Source organism: Lacibacter sp. (assembly GCF_057361365.1).
In genome coordinates, this window is record NZ_JBMQSG010000011.1 from 505,224 (window position 1) to 520,002 (window position 14,779).

The 14,779-nt window shown below is 40.6% G+C and carries 13 protein-coding genes; 9 read left to right on the forward strand and 4 right to left on the reverse strand.

The genetic code is table 11. The annotated features are described in order from the left end of the window. Positions 1-81: 81 nt before the first annotated feature. Together ACO1QW_RS11630 and ACO1QW_RS11635 are read left to right on the forward strand one after the other, a co-directional pair. Positions 82-2,763, forward strand: a complete 2,682-nt coding sequence (locus tag ACO1QW_RS11630; RefSeq protein WP_486258672.1) for a valine--tRNA ligase — start codon at positions 82-84, stop codon at positions 2,761-2,763. Positions 2,764-2,839: 76 nt separating this feature from the next. After that, entirely contained in the window at positions 2,840-3,307 is a 468-nt protein-coding gene (locus ACO1QW_RS11635) for a hypothetical protein (RefSeq protein ID WP_486258673.1), read from the forward strand. An 87-nt stretch (positions 3,308-3,394) separates the two neighbouring features. Here ACO1QW_RS11635 and ACO1QW_RS11640 read toward each other — a convergent pair whose 3' ends face one another. Next, the gene (locus ACO1QW_RS11640; protein WP_486258675.1) at positions 3,395-6,220 is read right to left on the reverse strand and encodes a TolB family protein; all 2,826 of its coding nucleotides are present in this window, start codon (positions 6,218-6,220) and stop codon (positions 3,395-3,397) included. A 69-nt stretch (positions 6,221-6,289) separates the two neighbouring features. On the opposite strand from ACO1QW_RS11640, the gene ACO1QW_RS11645 reads away from it, so the two are divergent. Together ACO1QW_RS11645 and ACO1QW_RS11650 are read left to right on the forward strand one after the other, a co-directional pair. Beyond that, the gene (locus tag ACO1QW_RS11645; protein ID WP_486258677.1) at positions 6,290-7,003 is read left to right on the forward strand and encodes a PrsW family intramembrane metalloprotease; all 714 of its coding nucleotides are present in this window, start codon (positions 6,290-6,292) and stop codon (positions 7,001-7,003) included. Positions 7,004-7,051: 48 nt separating this feature from the next. Further along, positions 7,052-7,360, forward strand: coding sequence for a hypothetical protein (locus ACO1QW_RS11650; RefSeq protein ID WP_486258679.1), 309 nt, complete (start codon positions 7,052-7,054; stop codon positions 7,358-7,360). Between the two features lie 14 nt (positions 7,361-7,374). On the opposite strand, the gene ACO1QW_RS11655 is transcribed toward ACO1QW_RS11650, so the two are convergent. Together ACO1QW_RS11655 and ACO1QW_RS11660 are read right to left on the reverse strand one after the other, a co-directional pair. Continuing rightward, a complete protein-coding gene (locus tag ACO1QW_RS11655; protein WP_486258681.1) occupies positions 7,375-7,683 on the reverse strand; it encodes a phosphoribosylpyrophosphate synthetase in 309 nt (102 codons plus the stop codon). A gap of 106 nt (positions 7,684-7,789) precedes the next feature. Beyond that, positions 7,790-8,287 carry an Lrp/AsnC family transcriptional regulator gene (locus tag ACO1QW_RS11660; RefSeq protein WP_486258683.1) on the reverse strand — a complete coding sequence of 166 codons (498 nt, stop codon included), beginning with the start codon at positions 8,285-8,287 and terminating at the stop codon, positions 7,790-7,792. A 118-nt stretch (positions 8,288-8,405) separates the two neighbouring features. Here ACO1QW_RS11660 and ahcY point away from each other — a divergent pair, with 118 nt between their 5' ends. Together ahcY and ACO1QW_RS11670 are read left to right on the forward strand one after the other, a co-directional pair. Next, the gene (ahcY, locus tag ACO1QW_RS11665) at positions 8,406-9,734 is read left to right on the forward strand and encodes an adenosylhomocysteinase (protein ID WP_486258685.1); all 1,329 of its coding nucleotides are present in this window, start codon (positions 8,406-8,408) and stop codon (positions 9,732-9,734) included. Positions 9,735-9,823: 89 nt separating this feature from the next. Then, the gene (locus ACO1QW_RS11670; RefSeq protein WP_486258686.1) at positions 9,824-10,447 is read left to right on the forward strand and encodes a Pr6Pr family membrane protein; all 624 of its coding nucleotides are present in this window, start codon (positions 9,824-9,826) and stop codon (positions 10,445-10,447) included. Between the two features lie 75 nt (positions 10,448-10,522). Here the strand turns inward: ACO1QW_RS11670 and ACO1QW_RS11675 are convergent, their stop codons facing one another. After that, a complete protein-coding gene (locus ACO1QW_RS11675) occupies positions 10,523-11,227 on the reverse strand; it encodes a twin-arginine translocation signal domain-containing protein (RefSeq protein ID WP_486258688.1) in 705 nt (234 codons plus the stop codon). Between the two features lie 239 nt (positions 11,228-11,466). On the opposite strand from ACO1QW_RS11675, the gene ACO1QW_RS11680 reads away from it, so the two are divergent. The 3 genes from ACO1QW_RS11680 to ACO1QW_RS11690 all read left to right on the forward strand — a co-directional run bounded on the left by ACO1QW_RS11680 (position 11,467) and on the right by ACO1QW_RS11690 (position 14,756). Further along, positions 11,467-12,357 carry a hypothetical protein gene (locus ACO1QW_RS11680; protein ID WP_486258690.1) on the forward strand — a complete coding sequence of 297 codons (891 nt, stop codon included), beginning with the start codon at positions 11,467-11,469 and terminating at the stop codon, positions 12,355-12,357. Further along, positions 12,354-12,962, forward strand: coding sequence for a hypothetical protein (locus ACO1QW_RS11685; protein ID WP_486258692.1), 609 nt, complete (start codon positions 12,354-12,356; stop codon positions 12,960-12,962). Before ACO1QW_RS11680 ends, ACO1QW_RS11685 begins: the two co-directional genes overlap by 4 nt. 156 nt (positions 12,963-13,118) lie before the next feature. Continuing rightward, positions 13,119-14,756 (forward strand): M14 family metallopeptidase, encoded by a 1,638-nt coding sequence (locus ACO1QW_RS11690; RefSeq protein ID WP_486258694.1) that lies wholly within the window; start codon positions 13,119-13,121, stop codon positions 14,754-14,756. Positions 14,757-14,779: the final 23 nt, after the last annotated feature.

Sequence of the window (14,779 nt, forward strand, 5' to 3'; positions counted from 1 at the left end):
TCCCCCTCTCAACCAAAGGATTACTAGGGTCAATCAGGCTCGCTTTCCTTAACTTTGCCCACCAAAAAAGATACATCCTGCATGGAACTGAGTAAGAATTTTGAGCACAATGCATCCGAAGAGAAATGGTACAGCTACTGGAACGAACAGAAATATTTCAACAGCACTCCCGATGGCCGTGAGCCGTATACCATTGTCATTCCGCCGCCGAACGTTACGGGTGTTTTACACATGGGCCACTGTCTCAACAATACAATACAGGATATATTGATTCGTCGTGCCCGAATGCAGGGCAAAAATGCCTGCTGGGTGCCGGGTACCGACCATGCTTCCATTGCTACTGAGGCGAAAGTGGTGCAAATGCTTCGTGAAAAAGGCATACAGAAAGCTTCACTCAGCCGTGATGAATTTTTGAAATATGCCTGGGAATGGAAAGAAAAGTATGGTGGCATTATTCTTCAGCAGCTGAAAAAATTGGGTTGCAGTCTCGATTGGGATCGTACCAGTTTTACCATGGATGAAGATTATTACAAAAGTGTGATCAAGGTATTTATCGATCTGCATAAAAAAGGAATTATTTACCGTGGGTTACGCATGGTGAACTGGGACCCTGTTGGCAAAACAGCGCTTAGCGACGAAGAAGTGATCTTTAAAGAGATCGATTCAAAACTGTTTTATGTGAAATATGCATTGGCAGAAAACAGCGATCAGTTTATAACTGTCGCTACCACCAGACCTGAAACCATTTTAGGTGATGTGGCCATTTGCGTAAATCCGGAAGATGAACGCTATAAAACATGGGTAGGTAAAGAAGTAATTGTGCCGATCATCAACCGCCGCATTCCGGTTATTGCAGATGAATATGTGGATGCAGAGTTTGGTACAGGTGCATTAAAAATTACACCAGCTCACGACAAAAACGATAATGAGCTTGGTCGTAAACATAACCTGAAAGCATTAAACACTTTGGATGCAGAGGGTAGATTCACTTCGGAAGAACTTGCAGAAGACAAGCCATCTGAACTTGTACTGAGTTACAATGGGATCGATCGTTTTGAATTAAGAAAAAAGATTGCCGATGATATTGCACAATTAAACCAACTTGAAAAAACGGAAGATTACAAAGGACAGGTTGGAACAAGTGAACGTACCGGTGCCATCATCGAATCAAGATTGAGCCTGCAATGGTTTATTAACATGAAGGAATTCTTAAATAGAAATCCGGAGACATTAGCGGCAGTAATGAACGATGAGATCAAATTCTATCCTGAAAAAACAAAAAATACTTATAGCCATTGGCTGAATAATATCAAGGACTGGTGTATTTCACGCCAGCTATGGTGGGGACAACAGATACCGGCATGGTATGCGCCCGATGGTTCTTTTGCAGTTGCTGCTACTAAAGAGGAAGCATTTGAAATATTGAATCAACAGGCTGCCACTCACCATTCACCACTCACCATTGACGATATTCAACAAGATGAAGACTGTCTCGATACCTGGTTCTCTTCATGGCTATGGCCTATGGAAGTATTTAAAGGCATAAGCAATCCCGGAAATAAGGATGTAGAATATTATTACCCTACTACCACGTTGGTAACAGGACAGGATATCATTTTCTTTTGGGTGGCTAGAATGATCATGGCGGGTTTTGAATACAAGAATGAACGGCCATTTAAAGATGTTTATTTCACAGGGATGGTTAGGGATAAACAAGGCAGAAAGATGAGTAAGCAACTGGGCAACTCACCTGATCTGTTAGGTTTAATCGATCAATATGGTGCCGATGCAGTTCGCTTTGGTATTCTTATCTCCTCACCTGCAGGTAACGATTTGTTGTGGGATGAAAGCAGCAATGAGCAAGGCCGCAACTTCAATAACAAGTTGTGGAATGCGCTGAAGCTGGTGAAAATGTGGGAAGAAAGAAAAAATACTGAAAGCGGAACACAGATTGCAAAAAGCAATTTTGCAGTTGACTGGTTTGGCAGCAGGTTGAATGAAGCGAAAGCAGAGATCGATCAGTTGTTTAAAGAGTTCCGTTTGAGTGAAGCATTGAAAACGATTTATTCTCTTATTTGGGATGATTTCTGCAGCTGGTATTTAGAATGGGTGAAGCCAGGCTTTGAACAGCCCATTGAAGCAGCTGTTTATGAAAAAACGGTTTTGTATTTCGAAGAGCTCATGCAATTGCTGCATCCGTTTATGCCGTTTATTACAGAAGATATTTATCATTCGTTAAAGGAACGCAAAGCAGGCGACGATCTCACGATTAAACAATACAAAGCTTCTCAACCAGCTGATGAAACTATTCTTCGCACTGGCGAGCAATTGAAAGAAACCATCACAGCTCTCCGTGATGTGCGGGTAAAGAACCAGATCAAACCAAAGGAACCGATACGGATATCTATTGAAACATCGGATACAACATCATACAATCTCGTTGCTTCTATTCTCCAAAAACAAGTAAATGCCGAGAGCATAGATTATGTTTCAGCTGCAGTGGCGGGCTCTATTTCTACTGTGGTTCAAAAAGATAAATTTTACATTGCAACCGAACAGGCAATCGATACATCTTCACAAAAAGAACAATTGCTGAAAGATCTTGATTACCTGAAAGGTTTTCTTATATCTGTTGAAAAGAAACTCGGCAACGAACGTTTTGTGCAGAACGCTAAACCAGAAGTGGTAGATGTTGAGCGCAAGAAAAAAGCCGATGCAGAAGCGAAGATCAAGGCAATTGAAGAAAGTTTAGCAGCGCTTTAACTTCCTTTTAAAATAGGAAGAAATGCAGGTGCAATAGAAGAAGGCCTGCTTCGTTATAACAAAAATCATTTGATCCATGTTGTTGAAAAAACCATTTCGTTTGTTTTTATTCCTGTTTGTTTCGTTGCTGTGTTTACAAACCAAGGCGCAGGATAAACCCAAGCCAACCTTAAAACCGCCGCCGCTCCAATCATTTTGGGGTAAAACAAAGGGTGGTGATCTTCCGCTTGAAATGGTGTTGACCACCATCGACTCTGCCATATGGGTGATCGATGATAAAAAGAACCGATATCATATTTCCCGTTTTATAGTGGTGCATCGCAGTAAGGACAAGTATGAAGACGAAAAAACAGGTGAAATAAAAAGTAAGTATAACTCAACCGCAGCCAACGTTAGCAACTCTGGTTTTCTCAGTAAACCCTGGCAAAAAAATCTGTACGAGATCATCAAAAAAGAAGACGAAATTCTTATCACCGATATTATTGTGAAAGATAAGTTTGGTTATTATTATACTGCGCCTGATATCAAGATAAAGGTGATGTAGAAGCAGGTTGCAAGCTGTTAGCTACTCGCTGCAAGCCAATACAACCATTGCGCCTTTGTTCCTTTGCGATCTTTGCGTGAAACTGTGTTAAAACAAATCCAAAGGCAACACCAATTCAAACTGGTGAGGGTTGCGATTCAATCCAAGATCATCAACACTCAGCAAATAACTATAACGCACACCAAAAGAGAACGGCTGTACATTCCATAAACGTGTATCAAAAAACAACTCTCCTCCTACCGATTCAAACGGGAATACATTTCCTGTGCGCAAACTTTTGATCGCCGTATAATCATAAAACAGGTTTGCTCTTACACGCATGAAATAGATCATGTTGGCAATACCAAATTCAGGATAGGCTACAGGAAATTGGTAGTTGGTACTAAAGCGCCACATGCGTGGATAGTTGAAAGCCTGGTATCCTCTGGCAAACGGAAAATTATTACTGAACACAGAGCCACGCAACGTATCCCGTGCAAACCCTGTAGCAAAAAAGGACAGGCTGTGATTTCGGAACAAAGCAGGAAGATAAAAACCGATATTGCCTTGTAGTTGATTTCCTAATTGTCCGTCCGTTGTTCTCCTGTATCGAAGTGAAATGGTGTTCGCCCATTTCGGAAATATCTGTTGCCTTGCCTTCTGTGTTTGTAGCAACCAACTAAACCCTGTATTGATATAATTGAACTGCTGGTCTTTATAAATCCTTTTTGCAATGCCGGTAAAATTGAACTGCTCTGTATTATAGGAAGCAAAAAGGTTGAGGTTTTTAAACGTCAGCCCCCCGGTAAAGTTGAGTGGTATATTAATTCCTGCATTCAGGTTTGTTTGATTGAATGTAATGGTTGTATCCTCATTCAATGCAAAATTCCTATTCCATGTTTGCGAAGCACCAACAGATAGTTGAGGATAGATTCCACCATAGATCAGATCAGCCGACACCTGGTTATAACCTTCGTTGCGATTGTACGTATAAGCATATTCACCGACAAATGTGTTCAAAATATTCTGGCTGTAGAATGTAATACCATAATCAGGATCTTCAGCAAATGGTCGCCAGCTATGAATGTTCAACAAACCTGTACCGGAACGATAACGTTTTATTTCACCTGGATGCTGTTGAACATTTTTCAACAGGTCAGCTGCTGCAAATGTTTTACCTGAAAGATATAAGTTGCTTAAAGGAGCAGTTGTTGTTTCTTGTTTTAATCTTACATCACTTAGTTTTTGTTTCAACAGCATACTACCATCAGCAGTAAATGTATTCCAGATAACTGTTTGTGTTTTTTGATCAAGTGTTGCCTGGTAATTTCCATTGGGTAGATCGGCTGCACGAAACAACTCTTTCGTTTTTACATCTAACAAATACAACACGTCCGCCCCGTTTTGAGATGAAGTAAATAATACTGTATCACCTGATACTTGTACATAAGCCATCATTGCATTACTGAACGGCAACAATATTTCTTCTTGTTTTGAAGAAATAGTTGTTTGCAACAAAGCCATCTCCCCTTTTACATTTCGAGCAGCGCTGATAATGGTTGAACCGTCAGCAGAGAAACGAGGAAACGTATAAACATATTCAGCAGGGTTTGGCAGATCAACAACAGCGTTATCATTCAACTGAATGATGCGGAGATTTGTTTGCTGATCTGTTCCTGAATTTACAGCAACAACGCTGTTTGCATCGGGTGAAAGATCGGGCTGAAACAATCTTGTTTTACTGCTAATCTTTTTTACTTCATTTACTCTTGTATCCCACACTTTCAGCTCAGAATAGGTTTTATATCCCCAGCGTGCATCGGTTGCAAATGCGGTGTACACAACTTTGCCATCCCTGTAAGAATAATAACTGTCTTCTGCAATATCTTTCACCCTTAACTTCTCTTCATGTCCATTGGTGTGAATCCGCACCCATCTTGGTATTTGCCTGTAACCCGATTTTAATACCAGCACACTTCCATCATCAGTAATAAAAGGATACTCATAATTCACCACGCTATTTTTTACGGGCTTATTGATGGATTGCAACGATTGAAACACCGACGTTTCTTTTACACTCATTTCATCCTTATACCAATTGAATGCATCGTTTACAAACTGCTTGTACTTAATACCGGTATGCCGCTTCACAGCTTTTTGATAAGGATAAAACAATCCTTTAAAATTCAATGCATCGTTATTCACTTTCGTCCACAGGTCGCTGCCATATTTTTCACGGCCATAACTTACCAGCAAATAACCGAGATCGTAATGATTAGGAACAAAATGTCGATATGATCCATTCCTCAACTTTTGATAAGAATAGTTTTTATTAGCTAACCACAATGAACGATACGAATTAAAGAAAGAAGGAAAACGCCCACGACCTTGTTTACTATTGATGGTTTCCTGCCACACAGCATCGCCTTCCCAAAACCAATCGGGCACAGCAAGATTCATGGCTACAGCTTTTCCTTCCTGTCCAAAAAAGAAGCCAGCGATTTTAGGAATGGTACGATCAAAGTTGGAGAACTGTTCAATATGCCTGAACTCATGCAAGGCTAAATACTGGTGCCATGGAACAGCTCCGCTGCCAAGGTTTGTAAGATCGGGCATCATATAAAATTCACTGCGCCATGGAGCCGGACCGACATATGCATTTGATGTGGTGGTTTGATTTTGCAACACGACATTGAACTTTCTTAACCTGTTACCAAGTGAAGAAGAAAGTGAATCACGAACCAACTGGTGCGATAACCATGCAGCCTCCCTCGCCTGCTTTTCTAATTCCTTCGGAAAAATAATACGCACCTTATCTGTATTGAGTTGATAAAATTTCAACGAAGTAGGATTGCCGCCAAAGCGTTGCGCTTTTATCTGGCTTATCACAAAAACAAAAAACACAATCGTTGCAATGAGAGGTTTTCGATTCATACTTAAAAATAAATTGAACTGGTGAAATAAAATCATCTTCAGCAACTATCTTTAAGCAATTTCAACACCATGCTTCTGCTCGCCCTTTCCATTGCACCCGGTATTGCTATCAGTCTTTACATTTTTTTGAAGGACCGCTTTAACCGTGAGCCGCATCTTAATTTGCTTATCTGCTTTTTTCTTGGATGCCTTAGCATCATACCTGCCATCATTATTCAATTGTTAACAGCAGGGCCTGTTGGAAACCTGATGAGCGAAAGCATTTTATACACCGCTGTATTTGCTTATATCATTGTTGGCCTGAGTGAAGAATGGAGCAAATACATTATGCTGCGTGCCTACGCTTTTCCCAGAAAAAGTTTTGATGAACCATTCGATGGTATTGTTTACAGTGTAATGATCGGGATGGGTTTTGCAACGGTTGAAAATATCTTGTATGTTCAACAGCATGGATTAGGCACTGCAGTTGTGCGAATGTTTTTAAGTGTACCAGCCCATGCAGCTTTTGCCGTGCTGATGGGTTATTTTGCGGGTAAAGCGAAATTTAAACCTGAACGCAGGAGGTTTTATTTATTCACCGGTATTTTCTGGGCTGCATTCTTTCATGGTACGTATGATTTCTTCTTGTTTCTACAAGGCAATGCTGCTGTAAACAAGTATCTGAGCGATACTTTATTATTTCTTGGCGCTGTTGCTTCATTTGTATTTGCCATCTGGCTTTCAAGAAAAGCAATCAAGGAACATCATACTACTTCGAAGAACATGTTTCACCCCGACATTTAATCAGAAAAATTATTATCATTGATTTGAAATCAAAATAACCCAGCTTTAATGCATATCAGCAATAGAAAGTCCACTGCTTCCGACAGGGCTTTAAACATCAGTATTACAATCGTATCCTACTTACTGTATATTGTTAACCTTTACAATCTTTACATGACGCCTCGTTTCCCTTATCGAAGTGCGCTTCTTGTGTATGCATTCTGGGCATTCCCCATCATCAGCTTATTTTTTTCAGCACGGAATTTTATAAGGCTTGCTAAAGGAGAACAAAATGCAAAACCATTTGTTGCCATTCATGTAGCAGCGCTCATTATTTTCATGAGCTTCATTATCTACTTGCTTCCTAAAGTTGAATGACTTGATGTTGAAGTTTAATCGTTGTGATGATCAACCAGTTTTTTCATCATCTCCGAACCAACTTCTTCAGCCGAAATTCCGTAACCGTTCACAAATACACCTTTGTGTCCTTCTTTTGTTTCAATGGCATAAACAATTTCTTCGTCAGATGGATTGGTGTCGCCTTCAAACCGGTAGATTTCTTTAATCTCAAATTCCTGTGGCGTTAAGTTAAGATCGGGATTGTAGCATTGCAGCGTATTTACCTGCAGGTTAAAGTCGAGGGAAAAACCTCTGGCTTTTAAATCACTGATCGCTTCGGTAACTGTATCGTAACTGTACATGATGTTAATTTATAATTGAAAAATGATAATTGCTGTTCGATAAACCGGGCCAAAGACAGTTTGTATTCATCCCTTCGTACCCCGTACTTCCCACTTCGTACTTTCTTCACACCATCACAGGTGTCTGCTTCAACACACCCATCACAAACACACTCTGCACATTCCCCATGTTTTCACTCTGGCTCAACTTGTTCACGTGAAAGTTATAATAATCGTCCATATTCTCTGCCACTACTTTCAACATAAAATCAAACTCACCGGAAATATTATAACATTCGATCACTTCCGGCAATTCGTTGATATGTTTAATAAATTTCGTGCCTGCATTTTTACTGTGCTCTTTTAACGACACGTAGCAGATCACCATCAATCCCTTCTTTACCTTCGCATGATCAATGAGGGCTGCATATTGTTTAATGACGCCACTTCTTTCCAACCACTTAATGCGTTCGTGAACAGGAGTGGTACTCAGGTGAACTTTGTCAGCAATTTCCTTTACCGTCATCCGTGCATTTTGTTGCAGCAGGCGAAGAATGCTGAGGTCAGTTTTATCGAGTGTAACGGGCTCTTTAGTGATTTGTTCTGTTTTAGTCGCTTTTGCCATGGGTAAACAGGTTTTTGTCCTTTTATCTACCTCCAATTTAGAATGATTTCCTGAATTTATTCACATTCGTGTTATTTTCTACTGAAAAACTACCTTTGCCATCTAAAAACATTACAACATGTCAACTCTTACAAGAAGCACTATTGATTTCGATCTGAAATACAAAGTGGCCGATATCAGCCTCGCTGAATGGGGTCGTAAAGAAATTCGTTTGGCTGAAGCAGAAATGCCGGGCTTAATGTCAATCCGTGCAGAATATGGTGCACAACAACCATTGAAAGGCGCACGTATCGCCGGTTGCTTACACATGACCATCCAGACTGCCGTGTTAATTGAAACACTGGTTGCTTTGGGCGCTGAAGTTAAATGGAGCTCTTGCAATATCTTCTCTACACAAGACCATGCTGCTGCTGCAATTGCCGCTGCAGGTATTGGTGTTTATGCATGGAAAGGTCAAACACAGGCAGAAGCTGATTGGTGTATTGAACAAACATTGTTCTTTGGTGGTGTTGATCGTCCGTTGAATATGATCCTTGATGATGGTGGCGATTTAACCAACATGGTGTTAGATAACTATACTGAGCTGATCGCTGGCATTAAAGGTATCAGTGAAGAAACAACTACTGGTGTTCACCGTTTATATGAAAGAGTAACAAAAGGCACTTTACCAATGCCTGCTATCAACGTAAACGATAGCGTTACTAAATCTAAATTCGATAACAAGTACGGTTGTAAAGAATCATTAGTTGATTCTATCCGTCGTGCAACCGACGTAATGCTCGCTGGTAAAATTGCAGTTGTTGGTGGTTATGGTGATGTAGGTAAAGGTTCTGCTGCTTCATTAGCTGGTGCAGGTTGCCGTGTAATTGTTACTGAAATTGATCCTATCTGCGCTTTACAAGCTGCTATGGATGGTTTTGAAGTAAAGAAAATGAAAGATGCGGTGAAAGAAGCTGACATCATTGTTACTGCTTCTGGTTGCCGTGACCTGATCACTGGCGAACACTTCAAAGCAATGAAGGATAAAGCAATTGTTTGTAACATTGGTCACTTCGATATTGAAATTGATGTTGCATGGTTGAACGAAAACTATGGTAATACAAAAGATACTGTGAAACCACAGGTTGATATTTACAATGTAGATGGTAAAGACATCATCCTGCTGGCTGAAGGCCGCCTGGTGAATCTTGGTTGTGCTACTGGTCACCCATCATTTGTGATGAGTAACTCTTTCAGCAACCAAACTTTAGCACAGATCGAACTTTGGTTGAACAACAGCAAATACGATAACAACGTATACGTATTGCCTAAGCATCTTGATGAAAAAGTTGCACGTCTTCATCTTGCAAAAATTGGTGTTGAACTGGATGAATTGACTTCTGCTCAATCTGAATACCTCGGTATTTCAAAAGAAGGTCCATTTAAACCTGAAGCTTATCGTTACTAATACAGCCTCAAAGCTGCAAGCAAAACCCGTTTCAACAGAAGCGGGTTTTTGTTTTTTGGATATGTATCTTTAAGAAACACTTCAATTATATGCCTGTTAACCAAACTAAACGCATTGTGCAGATCAGCATTGCAGTTATTGCCTGGTTTGCTCTCCTGCTACAACTTTATTTACAAATTGTAAACCGCACCACCGGTGTAGGCGAAGCCGTGGTTCGCTTTTTCAGCTACTTTACTATTCTTACCAATCTTATTGTAGCTATTTGTTTTACTTCATTGTTACAGAACAAAGGAAAAGGATTTCAGTTCTTTAATAAGCCGGGGGTGTTTACCGCTGTCACAGTTTATATTCTTATCGTGGGATTGGTGTACAATCTTATACTTCGCTCTTTGTGGAATCCACAAGGCTGGCAATTACTGGCCGACAATTTACTGCACTCTGTTACTCCACTGCTGACAATCATTTACTGGATCGCCTATACGTCGGCTAAAGAAATACAGTGGAAGGAAACTGCACTGTGGTTATTCTATCCATTCATTTATCTTATTTATGTTTTGATTCGTGGAGCTTTCAGTGATTTTTATCCTTACTTTTTTATTGATGCAGGAAAGCTGGGCTATACAAAAGCATTTACAAATGCAGTGTATGTTACACTTGCGTTCCTGCTGGTTTCGCTGCTGCTGATCTGGTTGGGAAAAAAGAAAAAAGCATAACGCTTCATGTACTGTTCTAATAAAAAAAATCCCTATCGCTAACGAAAGGGATTTTTTTATTAACTCGCTGACCTGTTATCCGGCAAAAATATATCCGCAACCTTTTTCCTGTGCCCTGCCCAATGCCCACACACCAGAAGGTACAGGTTGAATGTTAGGTAATATGCCTGCAAGCCATTCTTTACGCACAGCTTCTACATCCATCTTCATCATGTTTGCAGCAACGGTTGAGTAAACAGCAAAAGCCGCCTGGCAATAACAAAACATCACGCCGTCTTTTTGCAGATCGTTAATACCGAGCGGAACTGCTCCAATGCCAGGGATCACAAAATCATCGGGCTTTGGTTGCCAGAAAGGATTGCGGGTTGCAGCCTTACTTGTTTTTGGATCGTTGGCTTTAAACAATTCGCCGAACTTGTATTTCTCCCAAATCTTATCGTCCATGGCATAACCAAGAGCCGTATGCCGGAGCACCACTACCACACTGCAATCTTTAGGAGCTGTTCCTGTGGCTTCGTTGGTCATTAGAAATACTTTAGGCCAGGCAAATGGATAAACTTCATGCGGCTGTGTTGCATCAAACACCATCCGGTGCTTTCCCTTGATCTGGTTGAACCATTCATCGGGACTGTTTTGATCGGTTACCATGTTTTCTTTAAGCAGTGGAGATGCCTGGATGGCTTTAGGCAAGGATGCCAACCCCAAAGCAGCAGCACCAGCAGCAACAGCTGATAAAAATTTCCTGCGTGCCGGTACCTGTTCTTGATTTTTCTCTTTCATTGATTTTCGTTTTAAGGTTTTGAAATAAGACCGGGTAAGGATAGGTGCTGACGAATAACGATGACTTATAAAAGCAACTGTTAGAATTGACAGAGTCGGACTAAGGAAGTAAGTATTCCAAATTAAACATTTCGTTTACCAAATGCAAGTGTAGAATTGAAATTCTCAACCTCTGCAGGTTCTGTTCGTGATACCGTAACAAGTTTCTCGTTATTTTTACCCGGCAAGCATTTTATGGCATGAGACTTCAAAAGGCTTTTATTTATCTGTGCTTCATTTTAAGCGTACCTATTTGTTCGTATTCACAAACGAACGGAGCTGTATTTGTCAGCAAGCAGCAACAGGCGTTGGCCTTTCTGAAAAAATCCTCTTTTGCGGGCAATGCTCCATGGGTATCGGTAAACCAGCAATTATTTTTACAGAATCTTCAAAGGAACATTGAGCACCCATTTTTCTTGTATGCTGGCCGCAACACCAACTTCTGCGCATTTGCTGCAGTGAGTTATGCCATGATAACAAATGATCCGCTTGGTTATGTAAAGTTCATGACTGAATTATATAAAAACGGGAAAGCGGAATATGCCGGGGTAATGTATAAACCATCTGACGCTGTTCAAAAGCAAGTGGGATTGGTTTTGTATGAAGGTGAACTCGACAGGAACGATGCAGATCAAATGCTTTTCTTTACACTGGCCGATCATTACAAAGGTTACATTAATATATTCCACCGCAACTACGAAGAAGGAAGAGAATTAACCCTGTGGGCTGCAACTAATCTTGCAAAGTTTAATCATATGCTGCGGGCTACCATGCAAACGGAGATACAGTCTATGGGTTACGATCTTCTGAGACTCAGGTTGAAAAATCCTGTACAGTTTCTACAGAAGAAATTAGAGACAGGTGAAGTTTTTCTTTATCTCAATAACCGCATGCTACGACGCAAGAACCATGGCAAAGTAAAAAAGCACACTCCCACGCATTATATCGTATTAAAAAAAATAACCCGGGAAAACGACATGGTAAATATCACCTATTGGGATGCGGGCTTTAATACATTGCGAAAAATTGAATTGAATACATTTAAACGTTTACTCTATGGCGTTAGCTGGAGCGTAGGAAAAAAGCAATGAGAACACACTTAAAATATTGTGCTTACTTCATCCTGCTTATTGTTATCATGAGCTCCTGTTCTGTATCACGCCAGTTCCCGATCAACTATTACAAGCAACATGAAAAAGATATTGTGGGCATAGAAGCGGTATATAGTCATATCGCACAACCAAGATTATTATCGCTGGGATTTACCGACAACCAATACAGCCATGGGTTGATTGAAATAAAAACTGATACCATCCGCTATATCTATGAATTCGACCTCAATGACCGGGCCCTCTACGATAGCTTACACAGGTATGGGTACGATACAACCGCTACTGCTTACTTATTGCAGTATATGAAAAAAGCGAATTGTACCTGGGTGAATAAACTCGACTATTATGTAGAAGGACAAAAACGGATGCTTACGTTCATGTCTATTCGTAACCGATCACTTCGAGCACCATTTGCTCCTGAAAAATATTTTATTCTTACGTTTTATAATCAGCCGCAGTACTACGATAAGGATGGTGTCTTGCTCGATCGCCGGAACTTGCGTCGTGCAAGAAAAATAAACAACGAAATATTTCATCGTATCAATGAAAAAGTGTGCTACACTATTTCTGCACGATTCAGATAACTGAAGTTTATTGACGATAAAAGAATACCCGCCATCCACCTAATTCCAAATTACCAACCCACTACCGTCCGCCTCATCCCCCATTTCCACCATTCATCAAAAGGCATTTAATGGGGGTTTGTTTTCAGTATATTCGGCAACCAAAACAATTTCACAATGATGAAAAGAATCAGTGCCTACCTGTTGTGTATGATCTGTTACAGCAGTTTAACAGCACAAAATGGTTACAGCAATTTTGCTCAACAAACCAACCGCATTAATGGGTTGGCAAAAGCAAACCCGCAATGGGTAAAAGTAAAATCGTTAACTAAAACAAATGGCGGTAAAGACATCTGGCAAATTACCATCGGCTCGGGCAACACCGAAACCAAACCGGCCATTGCGGTAGTGGGTGGTGTAGAAGGTAATATGCCGTTGAGTACAGAACTCGCTATTGGCTTTGCAGAGCAACTGATGCAAGGCATTTCAACCGACAGTATCAAAAACCTGCTCAACAAAACAACGTTCTATATTTTTCCCAACATGAGTCCGGACGCAATGGAACAGTTCTTTGCATCGATTCGTTACGAGCGCCAGGGCAATGCCACTTTAACTGATGATGATCGTGATGGAATTAGTAATGAAGATGATTATGATGATCTTGATGGTAATGGTAAGATCACATGGATGCGTGTTGAATCACCAGTGGGCACACACCGTTTACATCCCAACGATCCCAGAGTATTGATCCGGGCAGATGTTAGCAAAGGTGAAAAAGGAAACTATCTTGTTTTTACAGAAGGCAAAGACAATGATAAAGACGGCGTCTTTAATGAAGATGGCGAAGGCGGCGTTTGGTTCAATAAAAATTTATCCTTTAAACATCCTTCGTTTTCGCAAGGTTCAGGTGAATACCCTGCATCAGAAAAAGAAACAAGAGCATTGCTTGATGAGTTGTTCGATCGGTTCAATGTGTATGCGGTCATTAGTTTCAGCAGCAACAATAATTTGAGTACGCCTTACTCTTTCAACGCAGCGTCTGTAACGGCTCCTGTTCTTGCTGGGTGGTTACAACCCGATACAAGAGTAAACAGCATGGTGAGCGACTTGTATAATAAAACTGTTGGTTTGAAAGATGCTCCTCCATCATCAGTAAATGGTGGTGATCTGTTATCATGGGGTTACTATCATTATGGGCGGTTTAGTTTCAGTACGCCGGGTTGGTGGGTGCCAAAAACAAAACCCGACACTGCAAAAAATGAAAAACCATTTACTGTTGAAGATGCAACTGCAAACTATTTGCGTTGGGCGTCGCAACAAAATGCAGGCAATGTATTTACTGAATGGAAAACAATTCAACATCGTGATTTCCCAAATCAAAAAGTTGAGGTTGGTGGTATTGATCCCTTTGCACAAACTACCCCACCCTATTCGCTTGTTGCTGATCTTGTAAAAAAGCACAGCAACTTTTTGATGAAACTTGCAGCGGCACAACCAGAAGTTGATATTGTGAATGTTAGAACGGAAAAACTTGCAAGAGGCCTAACAAGAATAACACTTGATGTCATCAATAAATCTGCTTTGCCTTCTCACGCCAAACTAGGCGAACGCAGTTACTGGGTGAAACGCATTAATGTAAAAGTGAACAACAACAGTTCTCAATCGATCATCAGTGGTAAAAAAATCCAATTGTTAAATGCACTGGAAGGCTACAGTTCAAAACAACTGACATGGCTTATTAAAGGAACTGGCAAAATAATCATTGAAGCTGGCAGCCCTACTACAGGAACAAAAACAATTGAGGTTACACTTTAATGTTCACTCCAAAATTTTCAAGT

What these genes read in the sequence shown, in the direction of transcription:
- ACO1QW_RS11630 (WP_486258672.1), top strand. Translation starts at nt 82, where the DNA reads ATGGAACTGAGTAAGAATTTTGAGCACAATGCATCCGAAGAGAAATGG.
- ACO1QW_RS11635 (WP_486258673.1), top strand. Translation starts at nt 2,840, where the DNA reads ATGTTGTTGAAAAAACCATTTCGTTTGTTTTTATTCCTGTTTGTTTCG.
- ACO1QW_RS11640 (WP_486258675.1), bottom strand. Translation starts at nt 6,220, where the DNA reads ATGAATCGAAAACCTCTCATTGCAACGATTGTGTTTTTTGTTTTTGTG.
- ACO1QW_RS11645 (WP_486258677.1), top strand. Translation starts at nt 6,290, where the DNA reads ATGCTTCTGCTCGCCCTTTCCATTGCACCCGGTATTGCTATCAGTCTT.
- ACO1QW_RS11650 (WP_486258679.1), top strand. Translation starts at nt 7,052, where the DNA reads ATGCATATCAGCAATAGAAAGTCCACTGCTTCCGACAGGGCTTTAAAC.
- ACO1QW_RS11655 (WP_486258681.1), bottom strand. Translation starts at nt 7,683, where the DNA reads ATGTACAGTTACGATACAGTTACCGAAGCGATCAGTGATTTAAAAGCC.
- ACO1QW_RS11660 (WP_486258683.1), bottom strand. Translation starts at nt 8,287, where the DNA reads ATGGCAAAAGCGACTAAAACAGAACAAATCACTAAAGAGCCCGTTACA.
- ahcY (WP_486258685.1), top strand. Translation starts at nt 8,406, where the DNA reads ATGTCAACTCTTACAAGAAGCACTATTGATTTCGATCTGAAATACAAA.
- ACO1QW_RS11670 (WP_486258686.1), top strand. Translation starts at nt 9,824, where the DNA reads ATGCCTGTTAACCAAACTAAACGCATTGTGCAGATCAGCATTGCAGTT.
- ACO1QW_RS11675 (WP_486258688.1), bottom strand. Translation starts at nt 11,227, where the DNA reads ATGAAAGAGAAAAATCAAGAACAGGTACCGGCACGCAGGAAATTTTTA.
- ACO1QW_RS11680 (WP_486258690.1), top strand. Translation starts at nt 11,467, where the DNA reads ATGAGACTTCAAAAGGCTTTTATTTATCTGTGCTTCATTTTAAGCGTA.
- ACO1QW_RS11685 (WP_486258692.1), top strand. Translation starts at nt 12,354, where the DNA reads ATGAGAACACACTTAAAATATTGTGCTTACTTCATCCTGCTTATTGTT.
- ACO1QW_RS11690 (WP_486258694.1), top strand. Translation starts at nt 13,119, where the DNA reads ATGATGAAAAGAATCAGTGCCTACCTGTTGTGTATGATCTGTTACAGC.